At 66.1% G+C, this 26310-nt stretch carries 31 protein-coding genes; all 31 read left to right on the top strand.

The features are described 5' to 3' along the window. Positions 1-106: 106 nt before the first annotated feature. The 31 genes from rplL (at position 107) to PV796_RS22185 (ending at position 26293) form a co-directional block, all read left to right on the top strand. Positions 107-493: a 50S ribosomal protein L7/L12 gene (gene rplL, locus PV796_RS22035; protein WP_274915061.1), complete on the top strand. Its 387-nt coding sequence runs from the start codon at positions 107-109 to the stop codon at positions 491-493. 628 nt (positions 494-1121) lie between these two features. Then, the gene (gene rpoB / locus PV796_RS22040; protein ID WP_274915062.1) at positions 1122-4607 is read left to right on the top strand and encodes a DNA-directed RNA polymerase subunit beta; all 3486 of its coding nucleotides are present in this window, start codon (positions 1122-1124) and stop codon (positions 4605-4607) included. 98 nt (positions 4608-4705) lie between these two features. Continuing rightward, a complete protein-coding gene (locus tag PV796_RS22045; protein WP_274915063.1) occupies positions 4706-8605 on the top strand; it encodes a DNA-directed RNA polymerase subunit beta' in 3900 nt (1299 codons plus the stop codon). Positions 8606-8807: 202 nt separating this feature from the next. After that, positions 8808-9287, top strand: coding sequence for a DUF1707 and DUF4190 domain-containing protein (locus PV796_RS22050; RefSeq protein ID WP_274915064.1), 480 nt, complete (start codon positions 8808-8810; stop codon positions 9285-9287). A 346-nt stretch (positions 9288-9633) separates the two neighbouring features. Next, on the top strand, positions 9634-10005 hold the full coding sequence (gene rpsL, locus PV796_RS22055) for a 30S ribosomal protein S12 (RefSeq protein WP_003948652.1): 372 nt from the start codon (positions 9634-9636) through the stop codon (positions 10003-10005). A 2-nt stretch (positions 10006-10007) separates the two neighbouring features. Next, a complete protein-coding gene (gene rpsG, locus PV796_RS22060; RefSeq protein WP_018538761.1) occupies positions 10008-10478 on the top strand; it encodes a 30S ribosomal protein S7 in 471 nt (156 codons plus the stop codon). A gap of 39 nt (positions 10479-10517) precedes the next feature. Beyond that, positions 10518-12638, top strand: a complete 2121-nt coding sequence (gene fusA / locus PV796_RS22065; RefSeq protein ID WP_274915068.1) for an elongation factor G — start codon at positions 10518-10520, stop codon at positions 12636-12638. A gap of 157 nt (positions 12639-12795) precedes the next feature. Further along, positions 12796-13989, top strand: a complete 1194-nt coding sequence (gene tuf / locus PV796_RS22070; RefSeq protein WP_274915069.1) for an elongation factor Tu — start codon at positions 12796-12798, stop codon at positions 13987-13989. A 423-nt stretch (positions 13990-14412) separates the two neighbouring features. Then, entirely contained in the window at positions 14413-14721 is a 309-nt protein-coding gene (rpsJ, locus tag PV796_RS22075; protein ID WP_003948644.1) for a 30S ribosomal protein S10, read from the top strand. A gap of 14 nt (positions 14722-14735) precedes the next feature. Next, positions 14736-15380, top strand: a complete 645-nt coding sequence (gene rplC / locus PV796_RS22080; protein ID WP_016571053.1) for a 50S ribosomal protein L3 — start codon at positions 14736-14738, stop codon at positions 15378-15380. Positions 15381-15388: 8 nt separating this feature from the next. Beyond that, positions 15389-16039: a 50S ribosomal protein L4 gene (gene rplD / locus PV796_RS22085; protein ID WP_274915070.1), complete on the top strand. Its 651-nt coding sequence runs from the start codon at positions 15389-15391 to the stop codon at positions 16037-16039. Next, the gene (rplW, locus tag PV796_RS22090) at positions 16039-16362 is read left to right on the top strand and encodes a 50S ribosomal protein L23 (RefSeq protein WP_274915072.1); all 324 of its coding nucleotides are present in this window, start codon (positions 16039-16041) and stop codon (positions 16360-16362) included. The genes rplD and rplW overlap by 1 nt, the downstream gene beginning before the upstream one ends. Positions 16363-16401: 39 nt before the next feature. Beyond that, positions 16402-17238, top strand: a complete 837-nt coding sequence (rplB, locus tag PV796_RS22095; RefSeq protein WP_016571056.1) for a 50S ribosomal protein L2 — start codon at positions 16402-16404, stop codon at positions 17236-17238. Positions 17239-17250: 12 nt separating this feature from the next. Then, a complete protein-coding gene (gene rpsS, locus PV796_RS22100) occupies positions 17251-17532 on the top strand; it encodes a 30S ribosomal protein S19 (protein WP_004571826.1) in 282 nt (93 codons plus the stop codon). A 44-nt stretch (positions 17533-17576) separates the two neighbouring features. Next, the gene (gene rplV, locus PV796_RS22105) at positions 17577-17924 is read left to right on the top strand and encodes a 50S ribosomal protein L22 (protein ID WP_004571827.1); all 348 of its coding nucleotides are present in this window, start codon (positions 17577-17579) and stop codon (positions 17922-17924) included. After that, on the top strand, positions 17924-18748 hold the full coding sequence (gene rpsC / locus PV796_RS22110) for a 30S ribosomal protein S3 (RefSeq protein WP_189300222.1): 825 nt from the start codon (positions 17924-17926) through the stop codon (positions 18746-18748). Before rplV ends, rpsC begins: the two co-directional genes overlap by 1 nt. Before the next feature lie 5 nt (positions 18749-18753). Next, complete coding sequence (gene rplP, locus PV796_RS22115) at positions 18754-19173, top strand: 50S ribosomal protein L16 (RefSeq protein ID WP_016571059.1); 420 nt, start codon at positions 18754-18756, stop codon at positions 19171-19173. After that, entirely contained in the window at positions 19173-19397 is a 225-nt protein-coding gene (rpmC, locus tag PV796_RS22120; RefSeq protein WP_046927445.1) for a 50S ribosomal protein L29, read from the top strand. The genes rplP and rpmC overlap by 1 nt, the downstream gene beginning before the upstream one ends. Beyond that, positions 19397-19681 (top strand): 30S ribosomal protein S17, encoded by a 285-nt coding sequence (rpsQ, locus tag PV796_RS22125; RefSeq protein WP_274915073.1) that lies wholly within the window; start codon positions 19397-19399, stop codon positions 19679-19681. Before rpmC ends, rpsQ begins: the two co-directional genes overlap by 1 nt. Positions 19682-19781: 100 nt before the next feature. After that, positions 19782-20150: a 50S ribosomal protein L14 gene (gene rplN / locus PV796_RS22130; protein ID WP_003974257.1), complete on the top strand. Its 369-nt coding sequence runs from the start codon at positions 19782-19784 to the stop codon at positions 20148-20150. Between the two features lie 3 nt (positions 20151-20153). Next, positions 20154-20477, top strand: a complete 324-nt coding sequence (rplX, locus tag PV796_RS22135) for a 50S ribosomal protein L24 (RefSeq protein WP_274915074.1) — start codon at positions 20154-20156, stop codon at positions 20475-20477. After that, positions 20477-21037 (top strand): 50S ribosomal protein L5, encoded by a 561-nt coding sequence (gene rplE, locus PV796_RS22140; protein WP_274915075.1) that lies wholly within the window; start codon positions 20477-20479, stop codon positions 21035-21037. Before rplX ends, rplE begins: the two co-directional genes overlap by 1 nt. A 5-nt stretch (positions 21038-21042) precedes the next feature. Beyond that, the gene (locus PV796_RS22145) at positions 21043-21228 is read left to right on the top strand and encodes a type Z 30S ribosomal protein S14 (RefSeq protein ID WP_003956452.1); all 186 of its coding nucleotides are present in this window, start codon (positions 21043-21045) and stop codon (positions 21226-21228) included. Between the two features lie 240 nt (positions 21229-21468). Next, the gene (gene rpsH, locus PV796_RS22150) at positions 21469-21867 is read left to right on the top strand and encodes a 30S ribosomal protein S8 (RefSeq protein ID WP_274915076.1); all 399 of its coding nucleotides are present in this window, start codon (positions 21469-21471) and stop codon (positions 21865-21867) included. Positions 21868-21888: 21 nt separating this feature from the next. After that, positions 21889-22428 carry a 50S ribosomal protein L6 gene (gene rplF, locus PV796_RS22155; protein ID WP_274915077.1) on the top strand — a complete coding sequence of 180 codons (540 nt, stop codon included), beginning with the start codon at positions 21889-21891 and terminating at the stop codon, positions 22426-22428. 3 nt (positions 22429-22431) lie between these two features. Further along, a complete protein-coding gene (gene rplR, locus PV796_RS22160; protein ID WP_274915078.1) occupies positions 22432-22815 on the top strand; it encodes a 50S ribosomal protein L18 in 384 nt (127 codons plus the stop codon). A gap of 47 nt (positions 22816-22862) precedes the next feature. Beyond that, a complete protein-coding gene (gene rpsE / locus PV796_RS22165; RefSeq protein ID WP_274915080.1) occupies positions 22863-23465 on the top strand; it encodes a 30S ribosomal protein S5 in 603 nt (200 codons plus the stop codon). Beyond that, positions 23465-23644, top strand: a complete 180-nt coding sequence (gene rpmD, locus PV796_RS22170; RefSeq protein ID WP_274915081.1) for a 50S ribosomal protein L30 — start codon at positions 23465-23467, stop codon at positions 23642-23644. The genes rpsE and rpmD overlap by 1 nt, the downstream gene beginning before the upstream one ends. Position 23645: 1 nt before the next feature. Further along, complete coding sequence (gene rplO, locus PV796_RS22175; protein WP_274915082.1) at positions 23646-24101, top strand: 50S ribosomal protein L15; 456 nt, start codon at positions 23646-23648, stop codon at positions 24099-24101. Positions 24102-24326: 225 nt separating this feature from the next. Then, positions 24327-25640 carry a preprotein translocase subunit SecY gene (secY, locus tag PV796_RS22180; RefSeq protein WP_274915083.1) on the top strand — a complete coding sequence of 438 codons (1314 nt, stop codon included), beginning with the start codon at positions 24327-24329 and terminating at the stop codon, positions 25638-25640. Continuing rightward, positions 25640-26293: an adenylate kinase gene (locus tag PV796_RS22185; protein ID WP_274915084.1), complete on the top strand. Its 654-nt coding sequence runs from the start codon at positions 25640-25642 to the stop codon at positions 26291-26293. The genes secY and PV796_RS22185 overlap by 1 nt, the downstream gene beginning before the upstream one ends. Positions 26294-26310: the final 17 nt, after the last annotated feature.

Here is a 26310-nt window from a genome sequence, read left to right on the forward strand (position 1 = left end):
TCTGATCCTCGCCGCCTGAGTGCGGCAAGGGTCATCAGCGGGCTCGACGTACGCCCGCCTCACCCAGTACATCCGGCACCTGCCGATTAGTGGAAGGACCGCCATCATGGCGAAGCTCACCCAGGACGAGCTGCTGGCCCAGTTCGAGGGCATGACCCTCATCGAGCTCTCCGAGTTCGTGAAGGCCTTCGAGGAGAAGTTCGACGTCACCGCCGCCGCTGCCGCGCCGGTCGTCGTTGCCGGCGGTGCCGCCGGTGGCGAGGCTGCCGCCGTTGAGGAGAAGGACGAGTTCGACGTCATCCTGACCGGCGCCGGCGACAAGAAGATCCAGGTCATCAAGGTCGTGCGCGAGCTGACCTCCCTCGGCCTGAAGGAGGCCAAGGACCTGGTCGACGGCACCCCGAAGCCGGTCCTGGAGAAGGTTGCCAAGGACGCCGCCGAGAAGGCCGCCGAGTCCCTCAAGGGCGCCGGCGCCTCCGTCGAGGTCAAGTGACCTTGGTGAGTCTCTGACTCCCGTCCGCGGCACCCCGGGTGTAACGCGGACACTGCGAAGGGCGATCACCCATGCGGGTGGTCGCCCTTCCGCGTACCCGCCCCGGCTGCGTTGTCAGGCGCCGGAGAGCGAGTATGGTGATCTTCGTTGTCCGGACGCACCTCCATGTGACGATCGCCCAGAGGCGGGGGGCCTTGACGAACCGGACGCGGCGCGCAATTCTCGGGACGCGACGCAGAAGCGGTCCAGGTTCGAGGCATGGATCGCCGACGAAGAGGGAAGCATCGGTGTGCGCCATCGGCGCAGGGCTTTTCGGCAGGCGCAGGGCATTGGGCGAAGTGAAGAACAACGAGGCGCTCCTCCGCTGCGGAGGGCATGACCTCCCGGAGGGAGAAGATCGGGACGCGGTGCGGTACCGGTCTCCGGAAACTCGCTCTGGACATCAGTGGGCCATGTGGCTACACTGACCCTTTGCGCTGCCTGTTAGCTGCTCCCTGCCCGTCACCAGGGGCATGCCCGAACCCGAGCAAGGCTCATTGACCCGCCCTGACCTGGGCATATCGATCGCTCTGCTCGATTCGGGACCGGTACGCGCGTAGTGAGTCCGAGCCCTCGGAAGGACCCCCTCTTGGCCGCCTCGCGCAACGCCTCGACTGCCAATACGAACAACGGCGACAGCACCGCCCCGCTGCGCATCTCTTTTGCGAAGATCAAGGAGCCCCTCGGGGTTCCGAACCTCCTTGCGCTGCAGACCGAAAGCTTCGACTGGCTGCTCGGCAATGCCGCATGGAAGGGTCGCGTCGAGGCTGCGCTGGAGAGTGGGCAGGAAGTTCCCACCAAGTCCGGTCTTGAAGAGATCTTCGAAGAGATCTCCCCGATCGAGGACTTCTCCGGGTCGATGTCGCTGACGTTCCGCGACCACCGCTTCGAGCCTCCGAAGAACTCCATCGACGAGTGCAAGGAGCGCGACTTCACCTTCGCCGCTCCGCTGTTCGTCACCGCGGAGTTCACCAACAACGAGACCGGCGAGATCAAGTCCCAGACGGTCTTCATGGGCGACTTCCCGCTCATGACCAACAAGGGCACCTTCGTCATCAACGGCACCGAGCGTGTCGTGGTGTCGCAGCTGGTCCGCTCGCCGGGTGTGTACTTCGACAGCTCCATCGACAAGACGTCCGACAAGGACATCTTCTCCGCCAAGATCATCCCGTCCCGGGGTGCCTGGCTGGAGATGGAGATCGACAAGCGCGACATGGTCGGTGTGCGCATCGACCGCAAGCGCAAGCAGTCCGTGACCGTCCTGCTCAAGGCTCTCGGTTGGACCACCGACCAGATCCTGGAGGAGTTCGGCGAGTACGAGTCGATGCGCGCCACCCTGGAGAAGGACCACACCCAGGGCCAGGACGACGCGCTGCTCGACATCTACCGCAAGCTGCGCCCGGGCGAGCCGCCGACGCGTGAGGCCGCGCAGACGCTGCTGGAGAACCTCTACTTCAACCCCAAGCGCTACGACCTGGCCAAGGTCGGCCGCTACAAGGTCAACAAGAAGCTGGGCGGCGACGAGCCGCTGGACGCCGGCGTGCTGACCGTGGACGACGTCATCGCCACGATCAAGTACCTGGTGAAGCTGCACGCCGGTGAGGTCGAGACGGTCGCCGACAACGGCAACACGATCGTCGTCGAGACCGACGACATCGACCACTTCGGCAACCGTCGCCTGCGCAACGTCGGCGAGCTGATCCAGAACCAGGTCCGTACGGGTCTCGCCCGTATGGAGCGCGTCGTGCGCGAGCGCATGACCACCCAGGACGTCGAGGCGATCACGCCGCAGACCCTGATCAACATCCGGCCGGTCGTCGCCTCCATCAAGGAGTTCTTCGGCACCAGCCAGCTCTCCCAGTTCATGGACCAGACCAACCCGCTGTCGGGTCTGACCCACAAGCGTCGTCTGTCGGCGCTGGGCCCGGGTGGTCTCTCCCGTGAGCGGGCCGGTCTGGACGTCCGTGACGTGCACCCCTCGCACTACGGCCGCATGTGCCCGATCGAGACGCCCGAAGGCCCGAACATCGGTCTGATCGGTTCGCTCGCGTCCTACGGCCGCGTCAACGTCTTCGGCTTCATCGAGACGCCGTACCGCAAGGTCGTCGACGGCCAGGTCACGGAGGAGGTGGACTACCTCACCGCAGATGAGGAGGACCGCTTCCTGATCGCCCAGGCCAACGCCAAGCTCACCGACGACCTGCGCTTCGCCGAGCAGCGTGTGCTGGTCCGTCGCCGTGGCGGCGAGGTCGACCTCGTCCCCGCCGACGAGGTGCACTACATGGACGTCTCGCCGCGCCAGATGGTGTCGGCCGCGACCGCCATGATCCCGTTCCTTGAGCACGACGACGCCAACCGCGCGCTCATGGGATCGAACATGATGCGCCAGGCCGTTCCGCTGATCAAGGCGGAGTCGCCGCTGGTCGGTACGGGCATGGAGTACCGCTGCGCGGTCGACGCCGGCGACGTCATCAAGGCCGAGAAGAACGGTGTGGTCCAGGAGGTCTCCGCGGACTACATCACCGTCGCCAACGACGACGGCACGTACACCACGTACCGCGTCGCCAAGTTCACCCGCTCCAACCAGGGCACCTCCTTCAACCAGAAGGTCGTCGTGGACGAGGGCGCGCGGGTCATCGAGGGCCAGGTCCTCGCCGACGGTCCGTCCACGGACGAGGGCGAGATGGCGCTCGGCAAGAACCTGCTCGTGGCGTTCATGCCGTGGGAGGGTCACAACTACGAGGACGCGATCATCCTGTCGCAGCGCCTCGTGCAGGACGACGTCCTCTCCTCGATCCACATCGAGGAGCACGAGGTCGACGCCCGTGACACCAAGCTCGGCCCCGAGGAGATCACGCGGGACATCCCGAACGTCTCCGAGGAGGTCCTCTCCGACCTCGACGAGCGCGGCATCATCCGCATCGGTGCCGAGGTCGTCGCCGGCGACATCCTCGTCGGCAAGGTCACGCCCAAGGGCGAGACCGAGCTGACCCCCGAGGAGCGCCTGCTGCGCGCGATCTTCGGTGAGAAGGCGCGCGAGGTCCGCGACACCTCGCTGAAGGTGCCGCACGGCGAGATCGGCAAGGTCATCGGCGTCCGCGTCTTCGACCGCGAGGAGGGCGACGAGCTGCCCCCGGGCGTGAACCAGCTCGTCCGCGTCTACGTCGCGCAGAAGCGCAAGATCACCGACGGTGACAAGCTCGCCGGCCGGCACGGCAACAAGGGCGTCATCTCGAAGATCCTGCCGGTCGAGGACATGCCGTTCATGGAGGACGGCACCCCGGTCGACATCATCCTCAACCCGCTGGGTGTCCCGTCCCGAATGAACCCGGGACAGGTCCTGGAGATCCACCTCGGCTGGCTCGCCAGCCAGGGCTGGGACGTCTCCAACCTCGGTGAGGAGTGGGCCCAGCGGCTGCAGTCCATCGCCGCCGACCAGGTCGAGCCGCGCACCAACGTCGCGACCCCGGTCTTCGACGGCGCCCGCGAGGACGAGCTGGCCGGTCTGCTGGAGAACACCCGCCCGAACCGCGACGGCGACCGCATGGTCCTCCCGTCCGGCAAGGCCCGGATGTTCGACGGCCGCTCCGGTGAGCCGTTCCCGGACCCGATCTCGGTCGGGTACATGTACATCCTCAAGCTCCACCACCTGGTCGACGACAAGCTGCACGCCCGCTCGACCGGGCCGTACTCGATGATCACCCAGCAGCCGCTGGGCGGTAAGGCTCAGTTCGGTGGCCAGCGCTTCGGTGAGATGGAGGTGTGGGCGCTGGAGGCTTACGGCGCCGCGTACGCTCTCCAGGAACTGCTGACGATCAAGTCCGACGACGTCACCGGCCGCGTGAAGGTCTACGAGGCCATCGTCAAGGGCGAGAACATCCCCGAGCCCGGCATCCCCGAGTCCTTCAAGGTGCTCATCAAGGAGATGCAGTCCCTGTGCCTCAACGTGGAGGTGCTGTCCTCGGACGGCATGTCCATCGAGATGCGCGACACCGACGAGGACGTCTTCCGCGCTGCGGAGGAGCTCGGCATCGACCTGTCCCGGCGCGAGCCGAGCAGCGTCGAAGAGGTCTGACGGGTCTGGTCGGGAGCTCCTTTCCCCAGGAGCTCCCGGCCCCTCCCCGGACCCCGTACAGACCATCTAGATACGACCCTGAGAGGGATTGACGCATAGTGCTCGACGTCAACTTCTTCGACGAGCTGCGGATCGGCCTCGCCACCGCTGACGACATCCGTCAGTGGTCCCACGGTGAGGTCAAGAAGCCGGAGACCATCAACTACCGCACCCTCAAGCCGGAAAAGGACGGGCTCTTCTGCGAGAAGATCTTCGGTCCCACCCGGGACTGGGAGTGCTACTGCGGTAAGTACAAGCGCGTCCGCTTCAAGGGCATCATCTGCGAGCGCTGCGGCGTCGAGGTCACTCGCGCCAAGGTGCGTCGTGAGCGGATGGGCCACATCGAGCTGGCCGCGCCCGTGACCCACATCTGGTACTTCAAGGGCGTCCCGAGCCGGCTGGGTTACCTGCTGGACCTCGCTCCCAAGGACCTTGAGAAGGTCATCTACTTCGCCGCCTACATGATCACGTGGGTGGACGAGGAGCGCCGTACGCGCGACCTGCCCTCGCTGGAGGCCCACGTCTCCGTCGAGCGCCAGCAGATCGAGCAGCGCCGCGACTCCGACCTGGAGGCCCGCGCCAAGAAGCTCGAAACCGACCTGGCCGAGCTGGAGGCCGAGGGCGCCAAGGCGGACGTCCGCCGCAAGGTGCGCGAGGGCGCCGAGCGCGAGATGAAGCAGCTCCGCGACCGCGCGCAGCGCGAGATCGACCGCCTCGACGAGGTCTGGAACCGCTTCAAGAACCTCAAGGTCCAGGACCTGGAGGGCGACGAGCTCCTCTACCGCGAGCTGCGTGACCGCTTCGGCACGTACTTCGACGGCTCCATGGGCGCCGCCGCGCTGCAGAAGCGCCTGGAGACCTTCGACCTGGACGAGGAGGCCGAGCGCCTCCGCGAGATCATCCGGACCGGCAAGGGCCAGAAGAAGACCCGTGCGCTCAAGCGCCTCAAGGTCGTCTCCGCCTTCCTGCAGACCCGCAACAGCCCCAAGGGCATGGTGCTGGACTGCATCCCGGTGATCCCGCCGGACCTGCGTCCGATGGTGCAGCTGGACGGTGGCCGCTTCGCGACCTCCGACCTGAACGACCTGTACCGCCGCGTCATCAACCGCAACAACCGCCTGAAGCGCCTTCTCGACCTCGGTGCGCCCGAGATCATCGTGAACAACGAGAAGCGCATGCTCCAGGAGGCCGTCGACGCGCTCTTCGACAACGGCCGTCGCGGTCGCCCGGTCACGGGCCCCGGCAACCGTCCGCTGAAGTCGCTGTCCGACATGCTCAAGGGCAAGCAGGGCCGCTTCCGTCAGAACCTGCTCGGTAAGCGCGTCGACTACTCGGCCCGTTCCGTTATCGTCGTCGGCCCGCAGCTCAAGCTGCACCAGTGCGGTCTGCCCAAGGCGATGGCGCTGGAGCTGTTCAAGCCGTTCGTGATGAAGCGCCTGGTGGACCTCAACCACGCGCAGAACATCAAGTCGGCCAAGCGCATGGTCGAGCGCGGCCGCACCGTGGTCTACGACGTCCTCGAAGAGGTCATCGCCGAGCACCCGGTGCTGCTGAACCGTGCGCCCACCCTGCACCGCCTCGGCATCCAGGCCTTCGAGCCGCAGCTGGTCGAGGGCAAGGCCATTCAGATCCACCCGCTCGTCTGCACCGCGTTCAACGCGGACTTCGACGGTGACCAGATGGCCGTCCACCTGCCGCTCTCCGCGGAGGCGCAGGCCGAGGCCCGCATCCTGATGCTGTCCTCGAACAACATCCTCAAGCCGGCCGACGGCCGGCCGGTCACCATGCCGACCCAGGACATGGTGCTGGGTCTGTTCTTCCTCACCACCGACGAGGAGGAGCGCGAGGTCAAGGGCGAGGGCCGCTCGTTCGCTTCGGTCTCCGAGGCGATCATGGCGTTCGACGCCCGCGAGCTCTCGCTCCAGGCGAAGGTCGACATCCGCTTCCCGATCGGTACCGTGCCGCCCCGCGGCTGGACCCCGCCGGCCCCGGCGGAGGGCGAGCCGGAGTGGCAGCAGGGCGACAGCTTCCGGCTGCGCACGACCCTGGGCCGCGCGCTCTTCAACGAGCTGCTGCCCGAGGACTACCCGTTCGTCGACTACTCGGTGGGCAAGAAGCAGCTCTCCGCGATCGTCAACGACCTGGCCGAGCGCTACCCGAAGGTCATCGTGGCGGCGACGCTCGACAACCTGAAGGCGTCCGGCTTCTACTGGGCCACCCGCTCCGGCGTCACCGTCGCCGTCTCCGACATCGTCGTGCCGGAGGCCAAGAAGGCGATCGTCTCCGGCTACGAGGCCCAGGACGAGAAGGTCCAGAAGCAGTACGAGCGCGGTCTGATCACCAAGGACGAGCGCACTCAGGAACTGATCAACATCTGGACCAAGGCGACCAACGAGGTCGCCGAGGCGATGAACGAGAACTTCCCCAAGACCAACCCCATCTTCATGATGGTTGACTCGGGTGCCCGAGGAAACATGATGCAGATGCGGCAGATCGCCGGTATGCGTGGTCTGGTGTCGAACGCGAAGAACGAGACCATCCCGCGTCCGATCAAGGCGTCGTTCCGCGAGGGCCTGTCCGTGCTGGAGTACTTCATCTCCACCCACGGTGCCCGTAAGGGTCTGGCGGACACCGCTCTGCGTACCGCCGACTCCGGTTACCTCACCCGTCGTCTGGTCGACGTCTCCCAGGACGTCATCATTCGCGAGGAGGACTGCGGCACCGAGCGCGGCCTCAAGCTGCGGATCGGTTCGAAGGGCGCCGACGGCATCCTGCGCAAGGCGGACGACGTCGAGTCCTCCGTGTACGCGCGGATGCTCGCCGAGGACGTCGTGGTCGACGGCAAGGTCGTCGCCCCGGCCAACGTCGACCTCGGTGACGTGCTGATCGACCAGCTCATCGCGCACGGCGTGGAGGAGGTCAAGACCCGCTCGGTCCTGACCTGTGAGTCCGCGGTCGGCACCTGCGCCTTCTGCTACGGCCGTTCGCTGGCCACCGGCAAGCTGGTCGACATCGGTGAGGCGGTCGGCATCATCGCCGCCCAGTCCATCGGTGAGCCCGGCACCCAGCTGACGATGCGTACCTTCCACACCGGTGGTGTGGCCGGTGACGACATCACCCTGGGTCTGCCGCGTGTCGTCGAGCTCTTCGAGGCCCGTACGCCCAAGGGCGTCGCCCCGATCTCGGAGGCGGCCGGCCGCGTCCGGATCGAGGAGACCGAGAAGACCAAGAAGGTCATCGTCACGCCGGACGACGGCAGCGACGAGACGGCCTACCCCGTCTCCAAGCGTGCCCGCATGCTGGTGACCGAGGGTGACCACGTGCAGGTCGGCCAGCCGCTGACCGTCGGTGCGATCAATCCGCACGACGTGCTGCGGATCCTGGGCCAGCGTGCCGTCCAGGTCCACCTGGTCGGCGAGGTCCAGAAGGTCTACAACAGCCAGGGCGTGGCGATCCACGACAAGCACATCGAGATCATCATCCGGCAGATGCTGCGCCGCGTGACGATCATCGAGTCCGGCGACGCGGAGCTGCTGCCGGGCGAGCTGGTGGAGCGCTCGAAGTTCGAGGGCGAGAACCGTCGCGTGGTGGCGGAAGGCGGCCACCCGGCCTCCGGCCGTCCGCAGCTGATGGGTATCACCAAGGCCTCGCTGGCGACGGAGTCCTGGCTGTCGGCCGCCTCCTTCCAGGAGACGACCCGAGTCCTGACGGACGCGGCGATCAACGCCAAGTCCGACAGCCTCATCGGCCTCAAGGAGAACGTCATCATCGGTAAGCTCATCCCGGCCGGTACGGGTCTGTCCCGTTACCGCAACATCCGGGTCGAGCCCACCGAAGAGGCCAAGGCCGCGATGTACTCGGCCGTCGGTTACGACGACATCGACTACTCGCCGTTCGGTACCGGCTCCGGCCAGGCGGTCCCGCTGGAGGACTACGACTACGGTCCGTACAACCAGTAAGCACGCCGTTCCGTCCGCAGGGCGGTCACCCCACGGGGTGGCCGCCCTGCGGCGTTCGCGCACCTGAAGGAACTTGTTCTCCCATTGCCGCGTCTGTGATGAGAGGATGGGGACAACTGTTGAGCGGGGGGAGGTTCGCGACATGGCATTCCAGCCGTGGCAGGGTGGGCAACCTGCTCAAAACCCTTATCAGGCGCCGGCCATGCGTGCCTCGCACGCCGATCGCGAGCGGGCGGTCGACGTGTTGAAGGCGGGCTTCGCGGAGGGGCGGCTCGCCCAGCCCGAGTACGAGCAGCGAATCTCCCGCGCGTACCAGGCCCAAACCCACGCGGAACTGCAGATGTTGGTCGCGGACCTGCCCCAAGGGCCGGTTCCCCAGGCGCAGTTCGCGCCGCGGCCGGCGGTGCCCGCGACGTTCCTCCCGATGCAGATGCCGATGCCGCAGTCGACCAACGGCTCCGCCACGGGCGCCCTGGTCTGCGGGTTGCTCGCGCCGTTCACCTGGGGAGTGACGTCGGTCCCCGCGGTGATCCTGGGGCACAAGGCGCGGGCCGAGATCCGGCGCACGGGGGAGCGGGGGGACGGCCAGGCGATCGCCGGGCTGGTGATCGGTTGGCTCGGAATCGGAGCCTGGGCGCTGTTCTTCCTGGTGATGGCGCTGGTCGCGGTGGCCCACTCCTGAGGGGCATGCGCCTTCTTCCGTAGGTGCCGGGGACGCACTACGGTGGCCGCAGCGCGGGGGGAGTCCGGCGTGTCCTTCGCGTGTGCATTTGTTTTGACCGCAGCCAATGCGCTAGGTACGCTCTGACCTTGTGCCTGGGGTGTCCCTGGGCTGCCGTGCGCGCCTTCTCCCGTTGGTACCGACCGGAGAGTCCCGGCAGCACGGAAGCCGGGTTTTGACACCGCAATCTGCCGCCGCCCTCGTTCCAGCGAGGCAGGTCTGCAGTATTCGACACACCCGACCGCGTGGGTCGGGGAGCGTTCCAGGTTAGCTTTACCGAGACTGGCACACAGAAACCGGAGAAGTAGTGCCTACGATCCAGCAGCTGGTCCGTAAGGGCCGGCAGGACAAGGTCGAGAAGAACAAGACGCCCGCACTTGAGGGTTCGCCCCAGCGCCGTGGCGTCTGCACGCGTGTGTTCACGACCACCCCGAAGAAGCCGAACTCGGCCCTGCGTAAGGTCGCGCGTGTGCGTCTGACCAGCGGGATCGAGGTCACCGCTTACATTCCGGGTGAGGGCCACAACCTGCAGGAGCACTCCATCGTGCTCGTGCGCGGCGGCCGTGTGAAGGACCTGCCGGGTGTTCGGTACAAGATCATCCGCGGCTCCCTCGACACGCAGGGCGTCAAGAACCGCAAGCAGGCTCGCAGCCGCTACGGCGCCAAGAAGGAGAAGTAAGAATGCCTCGTAAGGGCCCCGCCCCGAAGCGCCCGGTCATCATCGACCCGGTCTACGGCTCTCCTCTGGTGACCTCCCTCATCAACAAGGTGCTGCTGAACGGCAAGCGCTCCACCGCTGAGCGCATCGTTTACGGCGCCATGGAGGGTCTGCGCGAGAAGACCGGCACCGACCCGGTCATCACGCTGAAGCGCGCGCTGGAGAACATCAAGCCGACCCTTGAGGTCAAGTCCCGCCGTGTCGGTGGCGCGACCTACCAGGTCCCGGTCGAGGTCAAGCCCGGCCGCGCCGCCACCCTCTCGCTCCGCTGGCTCGTGGGCTACTCCCGCGCCCGCCGCGAGAAGACCATGACCGAGCGCCTCATGAACGAACTGCTCGACGCCTCCAACGGCCTCGGCGCTTCGGTCAAGAAGCGTGAGGACACGCACAAGATGGCCGAGTCCAACAAGGCCTTCGCGCACTACCGCTGGTAGTCGCAACCCACATCGAGACCGAGAGAAGACTGAGCCACTATGGCTACCACTTCGCTTGACCTGGCCAAGGTCCGCAACATCGGGATCATGGCCCACATCGACGCGGGCAAGACGACCACCACCGAGCGGATCCTGTTCTACACCGGTGTTTCTTACAAGATCGGTGAGGTCCACGACGGCGCTGCCACGATGGACTGGATGGAGCAGGAGCAGGAGCGTGGCATCACCATCACGTCTGCCGCGACGACCTGCCACTGGCCGCTGGACGACGTCGACAACACCATCAACATCATCGACACCCCGGGCCACGTCGACTTCACCGTCGAGGTGGAGCGTTCGCTGCGCGTGCTCGACGGTGCGGTGACGGTGTTCGACGGCGTCGCCGGTGTCGAGCCCCAGTCCGAGACCGTTTGGCGTCAGGCGGACCGCTACGGCGTTCCGCGCATCTGCTTCGTCAACAAGCTGGACCGCACGGGCGCCGAGTTCCACCGTTGCGTCGACATGATCGTGGACCGCCTTGGCGCGACCCCGATCGTGATGCAGCTCCCGATCGGCACCGAGGCCGACTTCAAGGGCGTCGTCGACCTCGTCACCATGAAGGCCCTGGTCTGGTCGGCCGAGGCCGCCAAGGGCGAGATGTACGACACCGTCGACATCCCGGAAACGCACATCGAGGCTGCCGACGAATGGCGCGGCAAGCTCCTTGAGGCCGTGGCCGAGAACGACGAAGAGGTCATGGAGCTGTACCTGGAGGGCCAGGAGCCCACCGTGGAGCAGCTCTACGCGGCGATCCGTCGGATCACCATCGCCTCCGGCAAGGCTGACGCCACCACCGTCACCCCGGTGTTCTGTGGCACCGCGTTCAAGAACAAGGGCGTGCAGCCCCTGCTCGACGCGGTCGTGCGCTACCTCCCCTCCCCGCTGGACGTCGAGGCCATCGAGGGCCACGCGGTCGGCAACGCGGACGAGGTCGTCAAGCGCAAGCCGTCCGAGGACGAGCCGCTGTCCGCCCTGGCGTTCAAGATCGCGAGCGACCCCCACCTGGGCAAGCTCACCTTCATCCGCGTGTACTCGGGTCGCCTTGAGGCCGGCTCGCAGGTGCAGAACTCGGTGAAGGGCAAGAAGGAGCGCATCGGCAAGATCTACCGGATGCACGCGAACAAGCGTGAGGAGATCGACGCGGTGGGTGCCGGCGACATCGTCGCCGTCATGGGTCTGAAGCAGACCACCACCGGTGAGACCCTCTGCGACGCGGCGAACCCGGTGATCCTTGAGTCGATGGAGTTCCCGGCCCCGGTCATCCAGGTCGCCATCGAGCCCAAGTCGAAGGGCGACCAGGAGAAGCTGGGCGTCGCGATCCAGCGTCTCGCCGAGGAAGACCCCTCGTTCCAGGTGCACACCGACGAGGAGACCGGCCAGACCATCATCGCGGGTATGGGCGAGCTGCACCTCGACGTGCTGGTCGACCGTATGAAGCGCGAGTTCCGGGTCGAGGCCAACGTCGGCAAGCCGCAGGTCGCGTACCGCGAGACCCTGCGCAAGCCGGTCGAGCGCCTCGACTACACGCACAAGAAGCAGACTGGTGGTTCCGGCCAGTTCGCGAAGGTGCAGATCGCCATCGCGCCGCTTGAGGGCGACGGGTACGAGTTCGAGAACAAGGTCACCGGTGGCCGCATCCCGCGGGAGTACATCCCGTCCGTGGACGCGGGCTGCCAGGAGGCCATGGAGTTCGGTGTTCTCGCCGGCTACCCGCTGACCGGTGTCAAGGTCACGCTCCTCGACGGCGCCTTCCACGAGGTCGACTCGTCGGAAATGGCGTTCAAGATCGCCGGCTCGATGGCCTTCAAGGAGGCCGCCCGCAAGGCCAGCCCGGCCCTGCTGGAGCCGATGATGAAGGTCGAGGTCACCACGCCCGAGGACTACATGGGCGACGTGATCGGCGACATCAACTCCCGCCGTGGTCAGATCCAGTCCATGGAGGACCGCGCCGGCGCCAAGCTCGTCACGGGCCTGGTTCCGCTCTCGGAGATGTTCGGCTACGTCGGAGACCTCCGCAGCAAGACGTCGGGTCGCGCGAGCTACTCGATGCAGTTCGACTCCTACGCCGAGGTTCCCAAGAACGTCGCCGAGGAGATCATCGCCAAGGCCAAGGGCGAGTAACTCACCCCCCGAGTTCACGCTCTAGGCTTGACTCCGGAGCCTGCCGGGGCATTCCGCCGCAACAGCGGGGGAATGCCTCCGGGCCCCGGGCTATCCAGCAAAGATCACCTGGCGCCGATGAGTAAGGCGTACAGAACCACTCCACAGGAGGACCCCAGTGGCGAAGGCGAAGTTCGAGCGGACTAAGCCGCACGTCAACATCGGCACCATCGGTCACATTGACCACGGTAAGACGACCCTCACGGCCGCCATTACCAAGGTGCTGCACGACGCGTACCCGGACCTGAACGAGGCCTCGGCCTTCGACCAGATCGACAAGGCTCCTGAGGAGCGCCAGCGCGGTATCACCATCTCCATCGCGCACGTCGAGTACCAGACCGAGACGCGTCACTACGCCCACGTTGACTGCCCCGGTCACGCGGACTACATCAAGAACATGATCACCGGTGCCGCCCAGATGGACGGCGCGATCCTGGTGGTCGCCGCGACCGACGGCCCGATGCCGCAGACCAAGGAGCACGTGCTCCTGGCCCGCCAGGTCGGCGTTCCGTACATCGTTGTCGCCCTGAACAAGGCCGACATGGTGGACGACGAGGAGATCCTGGAGCTCGTCGAGCTTGAGGTCCGTGAGCTCCTCTCCGAGTACGAGTTCCCCGGCGACGAGGTTCCGGTCGTCAAGGTCTCCGCTCTGAAGGCCCTTGAGGGCGACAAGGAGTGGGGCAACTCCATCCTTGAGCTGATGAAGGCCGTCGACGAGTCGATCCCGCAGCCGGAGCGCGACGTTGACAAGCCGTTCCTGATGCCGATCGAGGACGTCTTCACGATCACCGGTCGTGGCACCGTCGTCACCGGTCGTATCGAGCGCGGTGTCCTGAAGGTCAACGAGCAGGTTGACATCATCGGCATCAAGCAGGACAAGACCTCGACGACCGTCACCGGCATCGAGATGTTCCGCAAGCTGCTCGACGAGGGCCAGGCCGGTGAGAACGTCGGTCTGCTGCTCCGCGGCATCAAGCGCGAGGACGTCGAGCGCGGCCAGGTCATCATCAAGCCGGGCTCGGTCACCCCGCACACCGAGTTCGAGGCGCAGGCCTACATCCTGTCCAAGGACGAGGGTGGCCGTCACACGCCGTTCTTCAACAACTACCGTCCGCAGTTCTACTTCCGTACGACTGACGTGACCGGTGTTGTGACCCTCCCCGAGGGCACCGAGATGGTCATGCCGGGCGACAACACCGAGATGAAGGTGGACCTCATCCAGCCCGTCGCGATGGAAGAGGGCCTGAAGTTCGCCATCCGTGAGGGTGGCCGGACCGTCGGCGCCGGCCAGGTCACCAAGATCGTCAAGTAAGTTGATCCGGTTGACCCGGTAGCTCCCCGGAGCACTTGAGAGGCCCCGCTCACCATCAGGTGGGCGGGGCTTCTTGACAGTTGGGCCTCGATTGGCCTTACGCAACCCCCGTATGGCACACTGTCCAGGTTGCTCGGTTGAGTGCCAATGCTGCGCGCCTCCCGCCGGGGGGACCGGAAGCGAGTCCCAGGTATTCGTCGCCCCTTTTCAGGGGTGGAAGTACGGGAATCTTCCGGGAAGCGTCAGCGGGGTGCCTCGGCCAGGCGCCCGGTGGGTGTTCTTCCCCACGCTCTCCTCCTTGAGAGATCTCCCTTGTGGAGAGCTACGAGAAGGGGTGCGACACGCCCGACCGCGTGGGTCGGAGAAGAGTATCGACCCCATCGGGTCCCAGAGCGTTACGAGAGACAGGACTACGAAGTAGCCATGGCGGGACAGAAGATCCGCATCCGGCTCAAGGCCTACGACCACGAGGTCATCGACTCCTCGGCGAAGAAGATCGTCGAGACGGTGACCCGCACTGGTGCGTCGGTCGCGGGCCCGGTGCCGCTGCCCACTGAGAAGAACGTGTACTGCGTCATCAAGTCGCCGCACAAGTACAAGGACTCGCGCGAGCACTTCGAGATGCGCACGCACAAGCGCCTGATCGACATCCTCGACCCGACGCCCAAGACCGTTGACTCGCTGATGCGCCTGGACCTTCCGGCCGGCGTTGACATCGAGATCAAGCTCTGAGAGGCGCGGAAGAGATGGCTAAGCAGATCAAGGGGCTCCTGGGCGAGAAGCTCGGCATGACCCAGGTCTGGGACGAGAACAACCGTGTCGTCCCGGTGACCGTGGTGAAGGCCGGCCCCTGCGTCGTTACCCAGGTGCGCACCAATGACCAGGACGGCTACGACTCCGTCCAGATCGCCTTCGGCGAGATCGACCCGCGCAAGGTGAACAAGCCCCTCAAGGGCCACTTCGCGAAGGCCGACGTCACCCCCCGTCGCCACCTCGTCGAGGTCCGTACCGCCGATGCCGGCGAGTACACCCTCGGCCAGGAGCTGACCGCTGAGACCTTCGAGTCCGGCGTCAAGGTGGACGTGACCGGCAAGAGCAAGGGCAAGGGCTTCGCCGGTGTCATGAAGCGTCACGGCTTCCATGGCGGCAAGGCGTCCCACGGTGCCCACCGCGTGCACCGCAAGCCGGGCTCCATCGGTGGCTGCGCCACCCCGGGCCGCGTGTTCAAGGGCATGCGGATGGCCGGCCGTATGGGCAATGAGCGGGTCACCACCCAGAACCTGACCGTCCACGCCGTTGACGCGGAGAAGGGTCTGCTGCTCATCAAGGGCGCAGTTCCTGGTCCGAACGGCGGCCTCGTCCTGGTCCGTACCGCGGCCAAGGGGGCCTGAGGTAACCGATGAGCACCATTGACATCCTTTCGCCGGCAGGCGACAAGGCCGGGACCGTCGAGCTCCCCGCGGAGATCTTCGACGCGAAGGTCAGCGTTCCGCTGATCCACCAGGTCGTCGTCGCGCAGCTGGCCGCTGCCCGTCAGGGCACGCACAAGACCAAGACCCGTGGCGAGGTCCGCGGCGGTGGCAGGAAGCCGTACCGCCAGAAGGGCACCGGCCGCGCGCGCCAGGGTTCGACCCGCGCGCCGCAGTTCGCCGGCGGTGGCGTCGTTCACGGCCCCGTGCCGCGTGACTACAGCCAGCGGACCCCGAAGAAGATGAAGGCCGCCGCCCTGCGCGGTGCCCTCTCCGACCGGGCCCGCCACAGCCGCATCCACGTCGTCTCCGGCGTGGTCGACGGCGCGGTGTCCACCAAGGCCGCCAAGGGCCTGCTCGGCAAGGTCAGCGACCGCAAGAACGTCCTGCTGATCGCCGAGCGCTCCGACGAGGCCGCGTGGCTGTCCGCCCGCAACCTGCCCCAGGTCCACATCCTGGAGCCGGGCCAGCTGAACACGTACGACGTGCTCGTCTCCGACGACGTGGTCTTCACCAAGGCCGCTTTCGAGTCCTTCGTGTCTGGCCCCAAGGCCGTTGAGACCGAAGGGAGCGACGCCTGATGACTGAGGCCGTCGTCACCAGCAAGACCTTCTCGGACCCGCGTGACGTCCTCGTCAAGCCGGTTGTCTCCGAGAAGAGCTACGCGCTGCTGGACGAGAACAAGTACACGTTCATCGTCGCGCCCGGCGCGAACAAGACCCAGATCAAGCAGGCCGTCGAGGCGGTCTTCTCGGTCAAGGTCACCGGGGTCAACACGATCAACCGGCAGGGTAAGCGCAAGCGCACCAAGACCGGTTTCGGGAAGCGCGCCAACACCAAGCGCGCCATCGTGACCCTCGCCGAGGGCGACCGTATCGACATCTTCGGCGGCCCGGTCTCCTAACGGAGTCCGAGTCGTCCGGAATCGGACGAGGACTGAGAAATGGGTATCCGCAAGTACAAGCCGACGACCCCGGGCCGTCGTGGCTCCAGCGTCGCCGACTTTGTCGAGATCACGCGGTCCACGCCGGAGAAGTCGCTGGTCCGCCCGCTGCACAGCAAGGGCGGCCGTAACAACGCCGGTCGTGTGACCGTTCGCCACCAGGGCGGTGGCCACAAGCGCGCCTACCGCGTGATCGACTTCCGTCGTCACGACAAGGACGGCGTGCCGGCCAAGGTCGCGCACATCGAGTACGACCCGAACCGCACCGCGCGCATCGCGCTGCTGCACTACGCCGACGGCGAGAAGCGCTACATCATCGCGCCGCGCGGCCTGCAGCAGGGTGACCGGATTGAGAACGGCGCTGGCGCCGACATCAAGCCGGGCAACAACCTCCCGCTGCGCAACATCCCGGTCGGTACGACCATCCACGCCATCGAGCTGCGGCCCGGCGGCGGCGCGAAGTTCGCCCGCTCCGCGGGTGCCTCCGTGCAGCTGCTGGCGCGTGAGGGCTCCATGGCCCACCTGCGTATGCCGTCCGGCGAGATCCGCCTGGTCGACGTTCGCTGCCGCGCCACCGTCGGCGAGGTCGGCAACGCCGAGCAGTCGAACATCAACTGGGGCAAGGCCGGCCGCATGCGCTGGAAGGGCGTCCGCCCGACCGTGCGTGGTGTCGTGATGAACCCGGTTGACCACCCGCACGGTGGTGGTGAGGGCAAGACCTCCGGTGGTCGCCACCCGGTCTCGCCCTGGGGCAAGAAGGAGGGTCGTACGCGCTCGCCGAAGAAGGCCAGCAACAAGTACATCGTCCGCCGCCGCAAGACGAACAAGAAGCGCTAGGAGCGGGTTTAGATGCCGCGCAGTCTCAAGAAGGGGCCCTTCGTCGACGACCACCTCGCCAAGAAGGTGGATGTTCAGAACGAAGCCGGCACCAAGAACGTCATCAAGACCTGGTCCCGCCGCTCCATGATCGTCCCGGCCATGCTCGGCCACACGATCGCGGTGCACGACGGCCGCAAGCACGTCCCGGTGTTCGTCACCGAGTCGATGGTCGGCCACAAGCTCGGCGAGTTTGCGCCGACCCGCACCTTCCGCGGCCACGAGAAGGACGACCGCAAGTCGCGTCGTCGCTGATCGACCGGAGTGCGAAGACTATGACTGACACCGAAGGGACAACCATGGAAGCCAGGGCCCAGGCGCGGTACATCCGCGTCACGCCCATGAAGGCCCGCCGCGTGGTGGACCTTATCCGTGGCATGGATGCCACGGAGGCTCAGGCGGTCCTGCGTTTCGCCCCGCAGGCCGCGAGCGTGCCGGTGGGCAAGGTGCTGGACAGCGCCATTGCCAACGCCGCGCACAACTACGACCACACCGACGCCTCTTCGCTGGTCATCAGCGAGGCGTACGTGGACGAGGGCCCGACCCTGAAGCGGTTCCGTCCGCGTGCCCAGGGCCGTGCCTACCGGATCCGTAAGCGGACCAGCCACATCACCGTGGTCGTCAGCAGCAAGGAAGGAACCCGGTAATGGGCCAGAAGGTAAACCCGCACGGGTTCCGGCTCGGCATCACCACCGACTTCAAGTCGCGTTGGTACGCCGACAAGCTGTACAAGGACTACGTCAAGGAAGACGTCGCCATTCGTCGCATGATGACGAAGGGCATGGAGCGCGCCGGTATCTCCAAGGTGGAGATCGAGCGCACCCGTGAGCGCGTCCGCGTTGACATCCACACCGCTCGCCCGGGCATCGTCATCGGCCGCCGCGGCGCCGAGGCCGACCGCATCCGCGGTGAGCTGGAGAAGCTGACCGGCAAGCAGGTCCAGCTGAACATCCTTGAGGTCAAGAACCCCGAGACCGATGCTCAGCTCGTGGCCCAGGCCGTCGCCGAGCAGCTCTCGTCCCGCGTCTCCTTCCGTCGCGCCATGCGCAAGAGCATGCAGTCGACGATGAAGGCCGGCGCCAAGGGCATCAAGATCCAGTGTGGTGGCCGTCTCGGCGGCGCCGAGATGTCCCGCTCGGAGTTCTACCGCGAGGGCCGTGTGCCCCTGCACACCCTCCGCGCGAACGTCGACTACGGCTTCTTCGAGGCCAAGACCACCTTCGGCCGCATCGGCGTGAAGGTCTGGATCTACAAGGGCGACGTCAAGAACATCGCCGAGGTGCGCGCCGAGAACGCCGCCGCCCGTGCGGGCAACCGCCCGGCTCGCGGTGGTGGCAACGAGCGTCCGCGTCGCGGTGGCGAGCGTGGCGGTCGCGGCCGCAAGCCGCAGCAGCAGAGCGCCGCTGCCGAGGCCCCCAAGGCCGAGGCCGCTGCCGCTGCTCCGGCGGAGAACCCTGGAACGGAGGGCTGACCGACATGCTGATCCCTCGCAGGGTCAAGCACCGCAAGCAGCACCACCCGAAGCGGAACGGTATGGCCAAGGGCGGTACCGAGCTGGCCTTCGGTGAGTACGGCATCCAGGCCGTTACCGCGGCCTACGTGACGAACCGGCAGATCGAGTCCGCTCGTATCGCCATGACCCGTCACATCAAGCGTGGCGGCAAGGTGTGGATCAACATCTACCCCGACCGCCCGCTGACGAAGAAGCCGGCCGAGACCCGCATGGGTTCCGGTAAGGGTTCGCCGGAGTGGTGGATCGCGAACGTCAAGCCCGGTCGGGTGATGTTCGAGCTGTCTTTCCCGAACGAAAAGGTTGCCAAGGAGGCGCTGACCCGCGCCGCCCACAAGCTTCCGATGAAGTGCCGCATCGTTCGGCGCGAGGCAGGTGAATCGTGATGTCGGCCGTTACCAAGGCGTCCGAGCTGCGCGAGCTGAACAACGAGGACCTCGTTGCCAAGCTCCGTGAGGCCAAGGAAGAACTGTTCAACCTCCGCTTCCAGGCGGCGACCGGACAGCTCGAAAACCACGGCCGGCTGAAGGCCGTCCGCAAGGACATCGCCCGGATCTACACCCTGATGCGTGAGCGCGAGCTCGGCATCGAGACGGTGGAGAGCGCCTGATGAGCGAGAAGAATGTGACTGAGCAGAAGACCGAGCGCGGTTTCCGCAAGACCCGCGAGGGTCTGGTCGTCAGCGACAAGATGGACAAGACCGTCGTCGTCGCCGTCGAGGACCGCGTTAAGCACGCGCTGTACGGCAAGGTCATCCGCCGTACCAACAAGCTCAAGGCGCACGACGAGCAGAACGCCGCGGGCGTCGGCGACCGTGTCCTCCTCATGGAGACCCGGCCGCTGTCCGCGACGAAGCGCTGGCGCGTCGTCGAGATCCTCGAAAAGGCCAAGTAATCCCTCCTAGGGGGACCCCCTAGGAACAGTTCCGCCAGGCTCGGCAGGTGTTTCCTCGCGAAACACCTGCCGGGAACCGGCAGACATTCAGGAGATAGACGTGATCCAGCAGGAGTCTCGGCTTCGCGTCGCCGACAACACGGGTGCGAAGGAAATCCTCACCATCCGTGTTCTCGGTGGCTCGGGTCGACGCTACGCGGGCATCGGTGACGTCATCGTTGCCACCGTCAAGGACGCGATCCCCGGCGGCAACGTGAAGAAGGGTGACGTCGTCAAGGCCGTCATCGTTCGCACCGTCAAGGAGCGCCGCCGTCCGGACGGCTCGTACATCCGCTTCGACGAGAACGCGGCCGTCATCCTCAAGAACGATGGCGACCCCCGCGGCACCCGTATCTTCGGCCCCGTGGGCCGTGAGCTGCGCGAGAAGAAGTTCATGAAGATCATCTCGCTCGCGCCGGAGGTGCTGTAACCGATGAAGATCAAGAAGGGCGACCTGGTCCAGGTCATCACCGGTAAGGACAAGGGCAAGCAGGGCAAGGTCATCGCGGCCTACCCCCGCGAGGACCGCGTCCTGGTCGAGGGTGTCAACCGGGTCAAGAAGCACACCAAGGCCGGACAGACCGCTCGTGGTTCGCAGACCGGCGGCATCGTGACGACCGAGGCCCCCATCCACGTCAGCAACGTTCAGCTGGTCGTGGAGAAGGACGGCAACAAGGTCGTCACCCGCGTCGGGTACCGCTTCGACGACGAGGGCAACAAGATCCGCGTTGCCAAGCGGACCGGTGAGGACATCTGATGACTGCCACCACCAACGCGCCGCGTCTGAAGACGCGCTACCGCGAAGAGATCGCCGGGAAGCTGAAGGACGAGTTCTCCTACGAGAACGTCATGCAGATCCCCGGTCTGACCAAGATCGTGGTCAACATGGGTGTGGGCGACGCCGCCCGCGACTCCAAGCTGATCGAGGGCGCCGTGCGCGACCTCACCACGATCACCGGCCAGAAGCCGGCCGTCACCAAGGCCCGGAAGTCCATCGCGCAGTTCAAGCTGCGTGAGGGCCAGCCGATCGGCGCCCACGTCACCCTCCGCGGTGACCGCATGTGGGAGTTCCTGGACCGCCTGCTGTCGCTGGCGCTGCCGCGCATCCGCGACTTCCGTGGTCTGTCCCCGAAGCAGTTCGACGGTCGGGGCAACTACACCTTCGGTCTCACCGAGCAGGTCATGTTCCACGAGATCGACCAGGACAAGATCGACCGCACCCGGGGTATGGACATCACCGTGGTCACCACGGCGACCAACGACGACGAGGGCCGCGCCCTCCTTCGTCACCTCGGCTTCCCGTTCAAGGAGGCGTGAGCGAGATGGCGAAGAAGGCTCTGATTGCCAAGGCTGCTCGCAAGCCGAAGTTCGGTGTGCGCGCGTACACCCGCTGCCAGCGCTGCGGCCGTCCGCACTCCGTTTACCGCAAGTTCGGCCTCTGCCGCGTGTGCCTTCGTGAGATGGCTCACCGTGGCGAGCTGCCGGGCGTGACCAAGAGCTCCTGGTAATCCCCCAGTTGGGGATTACCGGAGGCTCTCGGTAAGCAATCGGTCGGCGGGCGCCCGGACCCACTTCCCGTAGGCTGGAAGGGTTTGGGCGCCCCGCCGCCCGAGACCGACCGCGGGTACCCACCCGCATAACGTCGCTTACTACGCCGTAGGTCCCCGTGCCGCACCCGTCCCGACCCTGATCGGGGAGAGGGATGGCGCAGATAGGAAACCCCGGCGAGAGAGGCCGAAGGCCAATTCATGACCATGACTGATCCCATCGCAGACATGCTGACCCGTCTGCGGAACGCGAACTCGGCATACCACGACACCGTGTTGATGCCGCACAGCAAGATCAAGTCGCACATCGCGGAGATCCTCCAGCAGGAGGGTTACATCACCGGCTGGCGCGTCGAGGACGCCGAGGTTGGCAAGAACCTCGTCCTGGAGCTCAAGTTCGGTCCGAACCGCGAGCGTTCGATCGCCGGCATCAAGCGGATCTCGAAGCCGGGTCTGCGGGTCTACGCCAAGTCCACCAACCTGCCGCGGGTCCTCGGTGGCCTGGGCGTGGCGATCATCTCCACGTCCCACGGTCTCCTGACCGGCCAGCAGGCGCAGAAGAAGGGCGTGGGTGGGGAAGTCCTCGCCTACGTCTGGTAACAGGGAACGGAGGAATAGCTAATGTCGCGCATTGGCAAGCTGCCCATCCAGGTTCCCGCTGGTGTGGACGTCACCATCGATGGCCGCACGGTCAACGTGAAGGGCCCCAAGGGTGCCCTTTCGCACACCGTCGCGGCGCCCATCGAGGTCGCCAAGGGTGAGGACGGCTCGATCGCCGTCTCCCGTCCGAACGACGAGCGTCAGAACAAGGCCCTGCACGGCCTGTCCCGCACGCTGGTGGCGAACATGATCACCGGCGTGACCCAGGGCTACGCGAAGAAGCTTGAGATCAGCGGTGTCGGTTACCGCGTCCAGGCCAAGGGTTCCAACCTGGAGTTCTCCCTGGGCTACAGCCACCCGATCCTGATCGAGGCGCCCGAGGGCATCTCCTTCAAGGTCGAGTCGCCGACGAAGTTCAGCGTCGAGGGCATCGACAAGCAGAAGGTCGGCGAGGTCGCCGCGAACATCCGCAAGCTGCGGAAGCCCGACCCGTACAAGGCCAAGGGCGTCAAGTACGAGGGCGAAGTCATCCGCCGCAAGGTCGGAAAGGCTGGTAAGTAAGCCATGGCATACGGTGTGAAGATCGCTAAGGGCAACGCCTACAAGCGCGCTGCCGCCAAGCGTCGCCACATCCGCATCCGCAAGCGGATTTCGGGTACGCAGGAGCGTCCCCGTCTGGTCGTGACGCGGTCGAACCGCGGCATCTTCGCCCAGGTCATCGACGACGTTCAGGGTCACACCCTGGCGTCGGCTTCGACCCTGGACGCGTCGATCCGTGGTGGCGAGGGTGACAAGAGCGCGCAGGCCCAGAAGGTTGGCGCCCTGGTCGCCGAGCGTGCCAAGGCCGCCGGTGTCGAGGCCGTCGTGTTCGACCGCGGTGGCAAGCAGTACGCCGGGCGGATTGCCGCTCTGGCCGACGCCGCCCGCGAAGCCGGGCTGAAGTTCTAAAGCCCCGGTTCCGGAGCTAGCGGACGTAACAGAGAGAGGTAAATCCAATGGCTGGACCCCAGCGCCGCGGCAGCGGTGCCGGTGGCGGCGAGCGGCGGGACCGGAAGGGTCGCGACGGTGGCGCTGCCGCCGAGAAGACCGCGTACGTTGAGCGCGTTGTCGCGATCAACCGCGTCGCCAAGGTTGTCAAGGGTGGTCGTCGCTTCAGCTTCACCGCGCTCGTCGTGGTGGGCGACGGTGACGGCACCGTAGGTGTCGGTTACGGCAAGGCCAAGGAAGTTCCGGCTGCCATCGCCAAGGGCGTGGAAGAGGCCAAGAAGAACTTCTTCAAGGTCCCCCGTATCGCCGGTACCGTTCCGCACCCGATCCAGGGCGAGAAGGCTGCGGGCGTCGTCCTGCTCAAGCCGGCTTCCCCCGGTACCGGTGTGATCGCCGGTGGCCCGGTGCGCGCCGTCCTGGAGTGCGCGGGCATCCACGACGTGCTGAGCAAGTCGCTCGGTTCGTCGAACCCGATCAACATCGTGCACGCCACGGTGACGGCACTCAAGGGCCTGCAGCGGCCCGAGGAGATCGCCGCCCGTCGTGGCCTGCCGCTGGAGGACGTTGCTCCCGCCGCTCTGCTGCGGGCGCGTGCCGGGGTGAACGCGTAATGCGCATCAAGATCACCCAGACCAAGTCCTACATCGGTAGCAAGCAGAACCACCGTGACACGCTCCGTTCGCTCGGCCTCAAGCGCCTGAACGACAGCGTCGTCCGGGATGCCCGTCCCGAGGTCGTCGGCATGGTTCACACCGTGCGTCACCTCGTGACGGTCGAGGAGGTCGACTGACATGGCGGAGACCAACCCGCTGAAGGTCCACAACCTCCGGCCCGCCCCGGGCGCCAAGACCGCCAAGACCCGTGTCGGTCGTGGTGAGGCGTCCAAGGGTAAGACCGCTGGTCGTGGTACCAAGGGCACCAAGGCCCGTTACCAGGTTCCGGAGCGCTTCGAGGGTGGGCAGATGCCCCTCCACATGCGCCTCCCGAAGCTGAAGGGCTTCAAGAACCCCGCCCACAAGCAGTTCCAGGTCGTGAACCTGGAGAAGCTGGCCGCGCTCTACCCGCAGGGTGGCGAGGTCACGGTGGCCGACCTGGTCGCCAAGGGCGCGGTGCGCAAGAACGAGCTCGTCAAGGTCCTGGGCCAGGGCGAGATCTCCGTGGCGCTCCAGGTGACGGTGGACTCCGTCTCCGGTTCCGCCAAGGAGAAGATCACCGCTGCCGGTGGCAGCGTCACCGAACTCCTCTGAGTTCGTTGGTTCAACTGACCGGGGATGCCCATCGATTGGGGCATCCCCGGTTGGTCGTTCCACGGGGGTACGGTCGCCGGTAAGGTGGCCTGCACTGTTTGATTTGCCCGGGGGTTGCCCCGGCACCCGCCGTGCGGGCCGACTCCGCGCGGTACAGCCGCTAATTCGTCGATCCTCAAGACCGTCACCTCCCGACCGCATGGGGCGGGGGGCGCAGGAGGCACCGTGCTCACCGCGTTCGCCCGAGCGTTCAAGACGCCCGACCTGCGCAAGAAGCTGCTGTTCACATTGGGCATCATCGTGCTCTACCGGATCGGGGCGCACGTCCCGGTCCCAGGGGTGAACTACGCGAACGTCGAGACCTGCATGAAGCAGGCCGGCGGCAACAGCGGGTTGTTCGCCCTGGTGAACATGTTCAGCGGTGGAGCGCTGCTGCAGATCACGATCTTCGCGCTGGGGATCATGCCGTACATCACGGCGAGCATCATCCTCCAGCTGCTGACCGTGGTGATCCCCAGGCTGGAGGCCCTCAAGAAGGAGGGGCAGTCCGGCCAGGCGAAGATCACCCAGTACACCCGCTATCTGACCGTGGCGCTGGCCGTGTTGCAGGGCACCGGCCTGGTGGCCACCGCCCGCAGCGGTGCGCTCTTCCAGAGCTGCCCGGTCGCCAGCCAGATCGTGCCCAACGACTCGATCTTCACCACCATCACGATGGTGATCACGATGACCGCCGGCACCTGCCTGATCATGTGGCTCGGTGAGTTGGTCACCGACCGCGGCATCGGCAACGGCATGTCCATCCTGATGTTCATCTCGATCGCCGCCGGTTTCCCGGGCGCGCTGTGGCAGATCAAGCTGACCGGCAAGCTGGCCGACGGCTGGATCGAGTTCTTCTCGGTGATCGCGGTGGGCCTGGCGATGGTCGCCCTGGTGGTCTTCGTCGAGCAGGCGCAGCGGCGGATCCCGGTGCAGTACGCGAAGCGCATGATCGGTCGCCGGTCTTACGGCGGTACGTCCACGTACATCCCGTTGAAGGTGAACCAGGCGGGTGTGATTCCCGTCATCTTCGCGTCGTCGTTGCTCTACATCCCGGCCCTCATCGTTCAGTTCAGCGGTTCGAAGGCGGGCTGGGCGACGTGGATCGCCACCAACTTCACCAAGGGAAATCACCCGGTTTACATCGCCGCGTACTTCTTGCTCATCGTTTTCTTCGCCTTCTTCTACGTGGCCATCAGCTTCAACCCCGAAGAAGTTGCCGACAACATGAAGAAGTATGGTGGCTTCATCCCGGGCATCCGGGCTGGTCGCCCGACGGCCGAGTACCTCAGCTACGTGCTCAACCGGATCACGTGGCCGGGCTCGCTGTACCTGGGGCTGATCGCGCTCGTACCAACAGTGGCGTTGGTGCTGTTCAACGCGAACCAGAACTTCCCGTTCGGCGGGACGAGCATCCTGATCATCGTGGGTGTGGGTCTGGAGACCGTGAAGCAGATTGAGAGCCAGCTTCAGCAGCGCAACTACGAAGGGTTCCTCCGCTGATGCGAATCGTCCTCGTCGGACCCCCGGGAGCCGGTAAGGGTACGCAGGCCGCGTACCTCGCCAAGGACCTGGCGATCCCGCACATCTCCACCGGGGACCTGTTCCGGGCCAACATCTCGAAGGGCACGCCCCTGGGCGTCGAGGCCAAGTCCTACATGGACGCCGGCAACCTCGTCCCGGACTCGGTCACCATCGGGATGGCCGAGGACCGCATGGGACAGGCCGACGCGGCCGAGGGCTTCCTGCTGGACGGTTTCCCGCGCAACCTCGGCCAGGCCGAGGCGCTGGACGCGTACCTGCGGGGCCAGGGCCTGAAGTTGGACGCGGTGCTGGACCTGGAGGTCCCCGAGGACGAGGTGGTCAAGCGGATCGCCGGCCGGCGGATCTGCCGCAAGGACTCCAGTCACGTCTTCCACGTTGAGTACAACCAGCCCAAGGCCGAGGGCGTTTGCGACGCGTGCGGCGGCGAGCTGTACCAGCGCGAGGACGACCGCGAGGACACCGTCCGCAAGCGGCTGGAGGTCTACCACTCGGAGACCGAGCCGATCATCGACTACTACAAGGCCCAGGACCTGGTCGTCACGATCCCGGCCCTCGGCAAGGTCGCGGAGGTCACCCAGCGGGCGATGACCGCCCTGGGGCGCGGCGAATAAGCGAGCAACTCGGTACG

Origin of the sequence: Streptomyces sp. WZ-12 (assembly GCF_028898845.1) — a bacterium.
Lineage (GTDB): Bacteria > Actinomycetota > Actinomycetes > Streptomycetales > Streptomycetaceae > Streptomyces.